Source organism: Micromonospora sp. NPDC049580, assembly GCF_040675595.1.
Classification (GTDB): Bacteria; Actinomycetota; Actinomycetes; order Mycobacteriales; family Micromonosporaceae; genus Micromonospora.
Genome location: NZ_JBFAPG010000225.1, coordinates 1 through 9,584, shown reverse-complemented (window position 1 = coordinate 9,584; position 9,584 = coordinate 1). Strand labels below are relative to the sequence as shown.

At 75.3% G+C, this 9,584-nt stretch carries 9 protein-coding genes; 2 read left to right on the top strand and 7 right to left on the bottom strand.

Features of this window, described 5'->3' with window-relative positions:
• From AB0J68_RS18665 to AB0J68_RS18645, 5 genes are all read right to left on the bottom strand, one after another.
• On the bottom strand, window positions 1-2,910 hold a 2,910-nt coding region (locus AB0J68_RS18665), incomplete at its 3' end, for a S8 family serine peptidase (protein ID WP_363939604.1).
• A 159-nt stretch (window positions 2,911-3,069) separates the two neighbouring features.
• On the bottom strand, window positions 3,070-3,954 hold the full coding sequence (locus AB0J68_RS18660; RefSeq protein WP_355139518.1) for an NAD kinase: 885 nt from the start codon (window positions 3,952-3,954) through the stop codon (window positions 3,070-3,072).
• A gap of 94 nt (window positions 3,955-4,048) precedes the next feature.
• Window positions 4,049-4,909 carry a TlyA family RNA methyltransferase gene (locus AB0J68_RS18655; RefSeq protein WP_363939602.1) on the bottom strand — a complete coding sequence of 287 codons (861 nt, stop codon included), beginning with the start codon at window positions 4,907-4,909 and terminating at the stop codon, window positions 4,049-4,051.
• 37 nt (window positions 4,910-4,946) lie between these two features.
• Window positions 4,947-5,252, bottom strand: coding sequence for a hypothetical protein (locus tag AB0J68_RS18650; RefSeq protein WP_354861620.1), 306 nt, complete (start codon window positions 5,250-5,252; stop codon window positions 4,947-4,949).
• Window positions 5,249-5,944, bottom strand: coding sequence for a hypothetical protein (locus AB0J68_RS18645; protein WP_354861618.1), 696 nt, complete (start codon window positions 5,942-5,944; stop codon window positions 5,249-5,251). The genes AB0J68_RS18650 and AB0J68_RS18645 overlap by 4 nt, the downstream gene beginning before the upstream one ends.
• Window positions 5,945-6,055: 111 nt before the next feature.
• Here AB0J68_RS18645 and AB0J68_RS18640 point away from each other — a divergent pair, with 111 nt between their 5' ends.
• A complete protein-coding gene (locus tag AB0J68_RS18640; RefSeq protein WP_354861616.1) occupies window positions 6,056-6,394 on the top strand; it encodes an SCP2 sterol-binding domain-containing protein in 339 nt (112 codons plus the stop codon).
• Between the two features lie 18 nt (window positions 6,395-6,412).
• Here AB0J68_RS18640 and AB0J68_RS18635 read toward each other — a convergent pair whose 3' ends face one another.
• Both AB0J68_RS18635 and AB0J68_RS18630 read right to left on the bottom strand, forming a co-directional pair.
• Complete coding sequence (locus tag AB0J68_RS18635; protein WP_354861615.1) at window positions 6,413-7,438, bottom strand: HAD-IIA family hydrolase; 1,026 nt, start codon at window positions 7,436-7,438, stop codon at window positions 6,413-6,415.
• The gene (locus AB0J68_RS18630; protein ID WP_363939606.1) at window positions 7,435-8,463 is read right to left on the bottom strand and encodes a hypothetical protein; all 1,029 of its coding nucleotides are present in this window, start codon (window positions 8,461-8,463) and stop codon (window positions 7,435-7,437) included. The genes AB0J68_RS18635 and AB0J68_RS18630 overlap by 4 nt, the downstream gene beginning before the upstream one ends.
• Here AB0J68_RS18630 and AB0J68_RS18625 point away from each other — a divergent pair.
• The coding region (locus AB0J68_RS18625; protein WP_363939600.1) for a hypothetical protein at window positions 8,452-9,584 on the top strand (1,133 nt) is incomplete at its 3' end. The genes AB0J68_RS18630 and AB0J68_RS18625 overlap by 12 nt on opposite strands.

Sequence of the window (9,584 nt, the reverse complement as noted above, 5' to 3'; positions counted from 1 at the left end):
TACCTGTACGACGTGTGGCAGGTGTCGAAGGGCCGGGTGCCGGAGCGGATCGTGCCACGGACGCCAGCCGAACCGCTCCTCGGTGGCCCAGCCCGCGCCCGTGTCGCCGTAGCTGGTGGTCACCTCGGCGGTGTTCTTCGCGGTCACCGTGTGCACGATCCGCTCCGGCACCCGGCCCTTCGACACCTGCCACACGTCGTACAGGTACGGGCTGTCCACGGTCAGCGTCAGGTCCAGCGTCGCCCGGCCCTTGCGCGCCGCCGCGATCAGCCGCTGCCCGTCGTCGTACGCGACGACCATCGCCGGGATTGGCAGCCGCTCCCCCGCCGGCCGCCAGACCGTCCACGCGCTCTGGTCCTCGGGCCGGACGATCAGCACCACCGCGGCGCCGGCCGCCGCCGCCGCGGCCACCTGCTCATTCTCGTTACGGTTCGGGTCGGCGGCGAGCAGCGCCGCCGCGCCCCGCACCCGGGCCAGCTCGGCCGGGGTTCCGGTGCCGGCCCAGACCAGCGGCAGCTTCCGTCGACCGGTCGGCGCCGGGGACGTGCCCAGCAGGTTGATGTCCGACGGGCCGGACACCCCGCTGATCGTGGCGTCCACCATGGGCGCGACGAGCTGCCAGCGGGAGGCGAACTCGAACTCGCCCTGGCGTACCTGGCGGGTCGGCGTGACGTTGACCTGCTGAATGGTGCTGTAGGCCATGACGCCGTGGTCGATCTGCCGGCCGTTGCCCAACACCCGGTGCACGTAGAAGCTGAGCGTGGCCCGCTGCTCGCTGGGCTTCGGCGTCTCGATCCGCACCGGCGTGCCCTTGCGGGCGTCGAGCACCACGGTCAGGTCCCGGTCGACGGTCAGCTCCGGCTCGACGGCCTCGGTCAGCTGCTCGTCCAGGGGGGCGCCGTGCTCGACCAGCGCGGTCAGCAGGTAGGTGCCCTCCTCGACCCGCAGGGTGCCCTCGCCCGGCCACCAGCCCCAGTAGTCCGACTCGGGCTGCTCACCGAAGAGGGTCAGCGCAGGCGAGAGGGTCAACTGACCCTGCCGGCCCAGCACCTTGATCGTGACGTCGTGGATCGGACCGCTGACGGTGAGGCCCACCGGCGTGCGCACGGCGACGCCGTCCGCGCCGGTCGCCACCAGCCATCCCCCGTGCGGGCCCCGGGCCAGTTTCGCCGGGTCGGCGCGCAGCGGCACCGCCACGCTGCCGCCCGCCGGCACGGTCACCTCGCCGGACGCGACGGCGACCCCGTCGTTCTCGGCCGCGCCGCTGTCCAGGTTGCGCAGGTCCAGGGCCAGCCGCAGGGTCCGCGCGACCGCCGTGCCATTGGTGTACGTCACACTCCGCTCGGCCACCGCGCCACCGGTGGTGATCCGGCCGAAGTCGGCGGTGGCCGAGGCGTACACCCGCTGCGTGAGCGCCCGCGCCACGTCGACCCGACCGCCGCCCTGCTCGAAGACGGTCAGCGCCGGGTTCGCCTTGGTGGTGCTGACCAGCGCGTCCTTCAGCTTGCCGGCGGACCAGTCCGGGTGGTCCTGCGCGAGGATCGCCGCCGCGCCCGCCACGTGCGGGGTGGCCATCGAGGTGCCGGACGCGGTCGTGTAGGCGTCGCCCACCGGCGTACCCATGGTGGTGCCGGCGGCCCGCGCGGCGACGATGCCGACGCCCGGCGCGGTGATCTCCGGCTTCAGGCCGTTGTCGCCCAGGCGCGGCCCACGGCTGGAGAACTCGGCCAGGTTGTCGTCGCGGTCCACCGCGCCGACGGTGAGGGCCGCCGCGGCCGCGCCCGGCGAGCCGACGGTACGCGCCGCGCCCGCGTTGCCGGCGGCGACCACGAAGAGCGCGCCGGTCTCGGCGGTCAGGTCGTTCACCGCCTGGCTCATCGGGTCGGTGCCGTCGGTCGGGTCGCCGCCGAGGCTCATGCTGACGACCTTCGCGCCGGAGTGGGCGGCCCACTCCATGCCGGCGATGATGGCCGAGTCGTAGCCCGAGCCGGCGTCGTCGAGCACCTTGCCGACCAGCAGTCGCGCGCCCGGCGCGACGCCCTTGCGCAGCCCCGCCGACGCGGCGCCGCTGCCCGCGATGGTGGCCGCGACGTGCGTGCCGTGGCCGTGGCCGTCGCGGGCGCTGCCGCTGCCGGAGAAGTCCCGCGCCTCGGCGATCCGTCCGGCCAGGTCGGGGTGGGTGGCGTCGACGCCGGTGTCGAGTACGGCCACCTTCACGCCGCTGCCGTCGCGGCCGGCCGCCCAGGCCGTCGGGGCGCCGATCTGCGGCACGCTGTGCTCCAGCGTCGGGTGCACCCGCCCGTCCAGCCAGACGTGGGCGATACCGCCGCCCAGCCGGGGCGCGGCGGCAGTGGTCCGGCTCGTCGGCGTGCCGGCGAGGGTGCTCCACAGTCCACCGAGGTCGGCCTTGCCGACCCGCAACGCGGCGCCGTTGATGCTCTCCAGGGGGCGGGCGTCGGTGACGCCGCCGAGCGGCCGGACCCGGCCGGCCGCCTGCTCCTGGTAGCGCACGATCAGCGGCAGGGCGCCCTGCGCGGCGTCGCCGTAGCCATCGGCGGCCAACTCCTGCACGTCGAACAGGTTGGCGTCGAGGACACCGCTGGAGACGTAGGGCAGGGCGTCGCTGGGCAGCACCCGCAGCCCGCCGTCGACCTCCAGGGTCTGGAAGATGACCCGCTCACGCCCGGGTCCCGGGCGTACGGTGGCGGCGACCCGGCCCGGCGCGGCCGGCGCCAGCTCGACCTGGTCACCGGTGATGAGGGTGATGCGGACGGGCGCGGCGCCCGGGGCGGACGTGCCCAGGCTCGGGCCGGTGGGCCGGACGGGCGGCTCGGCGGACGCCGGTGCGGCGAGGCCGACCACCAGCGCGCCGACCGCGCCGGCGCTGAGCCAGCGGGGGGACCAGTGCATGCGATGCGCTCCTTAAACTCCGGTGGGCCCGCCATCCGTAGATGAGGACCGATCGGAGTCTGCGACGCAGCACACAGCCAGGTCACTAGCCTTGCGCCGCCGCAGCGGCGACATGTCGTCAGGTGGACAACCGCCGGACACCGACGGTGTGCGCCACCGTCACCGGCGGCTGCCCCGCCACCCGTGCACCGGCAGACCGAACTTGGCGACCAGCCGGTCGGTGAACGGACGGGCGCGCAGCCGGACGATGCGCACCGGCAGGGCGCCTCGACGCACCGTCACCCGGGCGCCGGGCGGCAGGTCGTAGACCCGCCGGCCGTCGCAGGCGAGCACGGCGAGGGTGGTGAACGGGTCGACGGTGATGATGAACGTCGACGTGGGTGCGGTGACCAGGGGGCGGCTGAACAACGCGTGCGCGCTGATCGGCACCAGCAGCAGGGCCTCCACCTCCGGCCAGACCACCGGACCGCCGCCGGAGAACGCGTAGGCGGTGGAGCCGGTGGGGGTGGCGCAGACCACGCCGTCGCAGCCGTAGCGGGACAGCGGGCGGCCGTCCACGTCGACGAGGAGTTCGAGCATCTGCGCCCGCTCCCCCTTTTCGACGCTGATCTCGTTGAGCGCCCAGGACTCGATGGTCGGGCCACCGTCGAACTCGGCCGTGACGTCGAGCGTGAGCCGCTCGTGCACGGTGTAGTTGCGCTCGACGACGTCCCGGACCGCGGTGTCCAGATCGTTGATCTCCGCCTCGGCGAGGAAGCCCACCTTGCCGAGGTTGATGCCGAGCAGCGGCGCCTTCGCCGGGCGGGCCAGCTCGGCCGCGCGCAGGAAGGTGCCGTCCCCACCGAGCGCGAAGACGATCTCGGCGCCCTCGGCGGCCTCCGGGCCGGTGACCGGAACCATCCCGGGCAGATCGAGGTCGTCGGCCTCCTCGGCGATGACCCGCACCTCGAAGCCCGCGGCGATGAGGTCGGCGGCGACCGACCGGGCGTGCTGGGTGCTGCGTCGACGGCCGGTGTGGGTCACCAGCAGCGCCGTGCGGCTCATCGGAGCGGCCGCCCGTCCGCCATCGGACGGCACACTGCCGTCGCCGCCGCCCCGGCACGGGCGCGTGCCGTCGTGCGCCGCTCGCTGTACGCGTTCACCCTGCGACCTCCTCCGCCGCCACGCCCGGCACGTCGCCGGCCGTCGTCGGGCCGTCCGGCCCGGCCTCCACCACGGCCCGCACGCGCTGCGGGTCGGCCGGTGGTGCGCCCCGGCGCAACCATACGAAGAACTCGACGTTGCCGCTGGGCCCGGGCAGCGGGCTGGCCGCCACGTCGGTCAACCCGAGGCCGAGCTGAGCCGCCGCGGCGGCCACGTCGAGCACCGCCTCGGCGCGCAGCGCCGGGTCGCGGACGACGCCGCCGGCGCCGACCCGCTCCTTGCCCACCTCGAACTGCGGCTTCACCATCAGCGCCAGGTCGCCGTCGTCGCGGGTGCAGCCGGCCAGGGCCGGCAGCACCAACCGCAACGAGATGAACGACAGGTCGGCCACCGTCAGATCGACAGGCCCGCCGATCGCGTCCGCGACGAGGGTACGGACGTTGGTGCGTTCCAGGACGCGGACGCGCTCGTCGGTGCGCAGCGACCAGGCGAGCTGCCCGTAGCCGACGTCCACGGCCACCACCTCGGCGGCGCCGGCGCGCAGCAGCACGTCGGTGAAGCCCCCGGTCGACGCGCCGGCGTCCAGGCAGCGCCGCCCGGCGACGCGTAGGCCACCGGCCTCGAACGCCGCCAACGCGCCCGCGAGCTTGTGCCCGCCCCGGGAGACGTACTCCTCGGTCGGGTCCTCGCCGGTGACCAGCAGCGGATCGGCGGGGTCGACCATCGCGGCGGCCTTGCGCGCGAGCACTCCGCGCAGCTGGACCCGGCCGGCCTCGACCAGCGCGGCGGCCTGCTCACGCGAGCGGGCCAGCCCGCGGCGGACGAGTTCGGCGTCCAGCCGGTTGCGACGTGCCATGGGTGGTTCTCCGGTCTGTCCGACCTGGTCGTCCTGCTCAGGTCTGGTCGATGGTGGCGAGCGTTTCGCGCAGCGTCTCGTAGGCCGCCTCGTACTGCGCGATCTGGTCGGCCGGGGCGAGCGTCGCCGCGTTGTCCATGGCCCGCACGGCCGCGTCCACCGCCGGGTGGCGGGCCGTGTCGTCGCCGACGTCGACGCCCTCGGGCGGCGGGCCGGGGCGGACGCCCACCGGCGGGCTGGGCCGGGCGGCGAACGACCCGGCCGGCGGCGGGCCGGGCCGGAAGCCTCCCGGCGGGCCGGGGCGGATGCCGGGCGGCGGGCCCGGACGCGCGCCGTCGCTCACGAGTCACCGTCCGGACGGCGCTTACGGGCGGCCTTCTTCGCCGGCATGACCGCCGGTGTCGGGGTGTCGTCCTGCACGACCGGCGGCGGGGTGTCGTCGTCGGTCCGGCTGATCGTCGCGGGCGGCTTCTTCACGATGGCCTTCTTCGCGACAGCCTTCTTGGCCAGCGCCTTCTTGGCGACGGCCTTCTTGGCCACCGCGGAGACCGGCGCTGCGGCGGGACCGTCCGAGGCCTTCCTGGCCACCGGCGCCGAGACCGGCGCTCCGGCGGGGCCGTCCGACGGCACCGGGCCGCTGCCGGGCTGCGCCGCGCGGGTCGGATCGGGTTGCGGCGCGGGCCCGGTCGAGGGCACGGCGAGCTGTGGGGCGGGCCCGGCGGCCATTTCGGTGGCGCGCGCCTCGCGCAGTTGCCGTTCCAGGTCGCGCACGCGTCGGGTCAGCTCGGCCACCTCGTCGGCGGTGGCCAGACCGACCGCGCCCAGGGCCCGGTCGACCTCGAAGCGGACCAGCTTGGTCAGCGCCTCCCGGTTGGCGGCGCCGGTGGTGACCAGCTCCTCGCCGAGGGCCTGCAGCTGGGCGGCGGTCGCGCCGCCCGAGCCGACGAGGCGACGCACCGCGTCCTGGGCCTTCTTCCGGGGCGCCTCCGCCAGGCCCAGGGCCAGTTCGAGGTAGGCGCGCCACGCGTCCTGCATGCCTGAGTCCTTCCATGGGGCGGGGTCTGCAGGTGTCACGCTACCGGGCACCCCGGACTGCCTCGTGCGGTACGGTGCCGGGGACGGCGTGGCGATCGGCGAGGGGGAGATGTGGCCAGCGTGGACGAGTGCCGGCAGGCGTTGCAGGAGCTGGCCGCCCGGTTGGACCGCAACGCCGAGACGGTCCGCGACCGGATCGACCTGGACCGGACGTTGGCCTGCCGGATCACCGACCTGGACACGGCGTTCCACGGCAAGATCAGCGGTGGCCGGCTGGTCGAGCTGACCGACGGCGACGACCCGAAGGCCAAGATCGCGCTGAGCACGTCCAGCGACGATCTGCTCGCCCTGGTCCGAGGTGACCTGGACGTCACCAAGGCGGTCACCTCCCGCCGGGTGTCGATCAAGGCCAACCCGTTCGACCTGATGAAGCTGCGCAAGCTGCTCTGACGAGCGCGCTCGACGGCGTCACCCGTCGGTGGCCAACCCGAAGCTCTCCAGCGCGGCAGCCGCGTCCGGTCCCACCGCGCGGATCGCCGGCAGCTCCGGAGCCGACCACGCCGCCGCGCAGAGCGCGGCGAGGGCGTCCAGATCCCGGCCGGCGCCGGCCAGTTCCAGCGTCCCGTCGCGGTCGGTGACGGACCAGCCGCCGCCGTTCGTCGAGCCCGGGACCTGCACGGCCGCCGCCGGGTCGAAGAGCCCCGCCAGGTCCCGCGCGACGTACGTGGGCCGCCGTCGTGGCTCGGCCGCGAGCAGCTCGGGTACGCCGCTGACGCCGGTGAGCACGAGCAGGCTGTCCAGTCCCGCTCGGCGGGCGCCCTCGATGTCGGTGTCCAACCGGTCCCCGACGACCAGGGCTCGGCCGCCGTCGCCGCGCCGGGCGGCGGTCTCGAACAGCGCCGACTCCGGCTTGCCGACCACCAGGTCCGGGTCCCGCTCCAACGCGGTTCGCAGCACCGCGACCAGCGACCCGTTGCCGGGCAGGGGGCCCCGGGCGCTGGGCAGCGTCCGGTCGGTGTTGGTGGCGACCCAGATCGCCCCGGCCCGTACGGCGATCGACGCCTCGGCCAGCTCGGCCCAGCCGACCTGCGGACCGTAGCCCTGCACCACCGCGGCCGGCTTCTCGTCGGCGCGGGTGACCGGGGTCAGCCCGACCGCGCGCAGCTCGGCGCGCAGCGCCTCCGCGCCGACCACCAGCACCGGCGCCCCGGCCGGCAGGCGCTCGCGCAGCAGCTCGGCCGACGCGGCGGCGGAGGTGAGCACCTCCTCCGGCCGCGCCGGCACGCCCATCCCGGTCAGCAGGTCGGCGACGTCACTGGAGCGGCGGGAGGCGTTGTTGGTGGCGTACGCCACCGCCCGCCCCTCGGCGTGCAGCCGAGCCACCGCGTCGACCGCGCCGGGAATCGGCCGGTCGATCAGGTAGATCACCCCGTCCAGGTCGAAGACCACCAGGGTGTACCCGTCGATCAGCCGCTTCCCGGCGTCCGCGCTCACCGCTGCGTCGACTCCGACTCGTCACCCCGGGTGGGGGCGGTCCCGTCGCCGTTCACCGCGCCGCCTGCGCGGCTGTCGTCGCTGGCGGGCGTGCTCCGGTCCGTGGTGGCTGCCGGGGCGACGTCGCCCGCGTCCGGGTGGCGGTCGTCGACGTCTTCGTCGTCGTCGTCGCCCGCGACGTCCTCGCCGCCCTCGTGCTCGTCCGAGCGGCCGGCGACGCCGTCCTCCTCGTCGTCGTCGTAGTCCTCGTCGTCCTCGTCGTCCTCGTCGTCGTCCTCGAGGTCGTCCTCGTCGTCGAGGTCGTCCTCGTCCTCGAGGTCGTCCTCGTCCTCGAGGTCGTCGGCGTCGAGGACGTCGCCGACGGTCAGGTCGGCGTCCGGCTGGGCCGGCACCGCGCCGGGCGCACCCGGGCCAGCGGCGATCTCCTCGGCCTCGTCCTCGTCATCACCTTCGATGACGACGCCGTCGAGTTCCAGCAACCGCTCCGCGGCGTCGGTCTCGCCCTCGGTGTCCACGTCGGCGGCGCGGGAGAACCACTCGCGGGCCTCCTCACGTCGGCCCACCGCGAGCAGCGCGTCGGCGTACGCGTACCGCAGTCGCGCCGTCCACGGCACCGTCGCCTCGCTGGTGAGGTCCGGCACCTGGAGCATCGCGACAGCGGCGTCCTTCTGGCCGAGATCGCCCCGTGCCCCGGCCGCGACGATCAGCAGCTCGATCGCGACGGCCTGGTCCAGCTTCGCCTGGTCGGCGCCGCGGAACAGGTCGATGGCCCGCTCCGGCCGGCCCAGGGCACGCTCGCAGTCGGCGAGCACGGCCAGGTGACTCTGCAGGCCGGTCATCCGGTGGTACGTCCGCAGCTCGGCGATCGCCGTCTGCCACTCCCCCGCGTGGTACGCGGCCAGGCCGACCGCCTCACGGACCGCGGAGATGCGCGACGCGAGCCGTCGGGCGGCCAGCGCGTGCGCCAACGCCTCGGCCGGGTCCTCGTCGATCAGCTGACCGGTGGCGACCAGGTGCCGGGCCACCGTCTCGGCAACCGGCTTGTTCAGCGAGAGCAGCTCGGCACGGACGTCCTTGTCCAGGTCGGTCGCGACGATGTCGTCCGGCAACGCCGGGGCCAGGCTGCGCCCACCCTCGGACGACTCGGAGGCCGCGCCACGGTCGTCGCGCCGAAAGTCGCCCTCGCGACGGGGCCGCTCGTCGGCCCGGAAGCCACCGTCACGGTCCCCACCGCGGAAGCCACCCTCGCGACGGTCACCGCCTCGGAAGCCGCCCTCGCGGGGTGCGCCGCCCTCACGACGGTCACCGCCCCGGAAGCCGCCCTCGCGGGGTGCGCCGCCCTCACGACGGTCACCGCCCCGGAAGCCGCCGTCGCGGTCGCCGCCACGGAAACCGCCCTCACGCGGTGCGCCCGGGCGCGAGCCACCACGCTCGCCGCCACGGAAGCCACCTTCGCGGTCTCCGCCACGGAAGCCACCCTCGCGGGGCGGGCCGGAACGGCCACGGTCGCCGCCACCCTGGTAACCACCCTCACGACGGTCACCACCGCGGAAGCCACCCTCACGCGGCGTACGGGAGCCGCCGCGGTCGCCGCCACGGAAGCCACCCTCACGACGGTCTCCGCCACGGAAGCCCTCGCGGTCACCACTGCGGAAGCCACCCTCACGGGGCGGGCCGGAACGGCCACGGTCGCCACCGCCCTGGTAACCACCCTCGCGCGGCGTACCGGAACGCGGGGCATCGCGGTCGCCGCCACGGAAACCACCCTCACGCGGCGCACCCGAGCGCGACCCATCGCGGTCGCCGCCACGGAAGCCGCCCTCGCGCGGCGCACCGGAGCGGGAGCCATCGCGGAAGCCACCCTCGCGGCGCTCGCCGCCACGGAAACCGCCGTCACGGTCACCGCCCCGGAAACCGCCCTCACGACGGTCGCCGCCCCGGAAGCCCCCTTCGCGGTCTCCGCCACGGAAGCCACCCTCGCGGGGCGGGCCGGAACGGCCACGGTCGCCACCGCCCTGGTAACCACCCTCACGACGCTCACCACCACGGAAACCGCCCTCGCGGTCACCGCCACGGAAACCGCCCTCACGCGGCGCACCCGAGCGCGATCCGTCACGGTCGCCGCCACGGAAGCCGCCACCCTCGC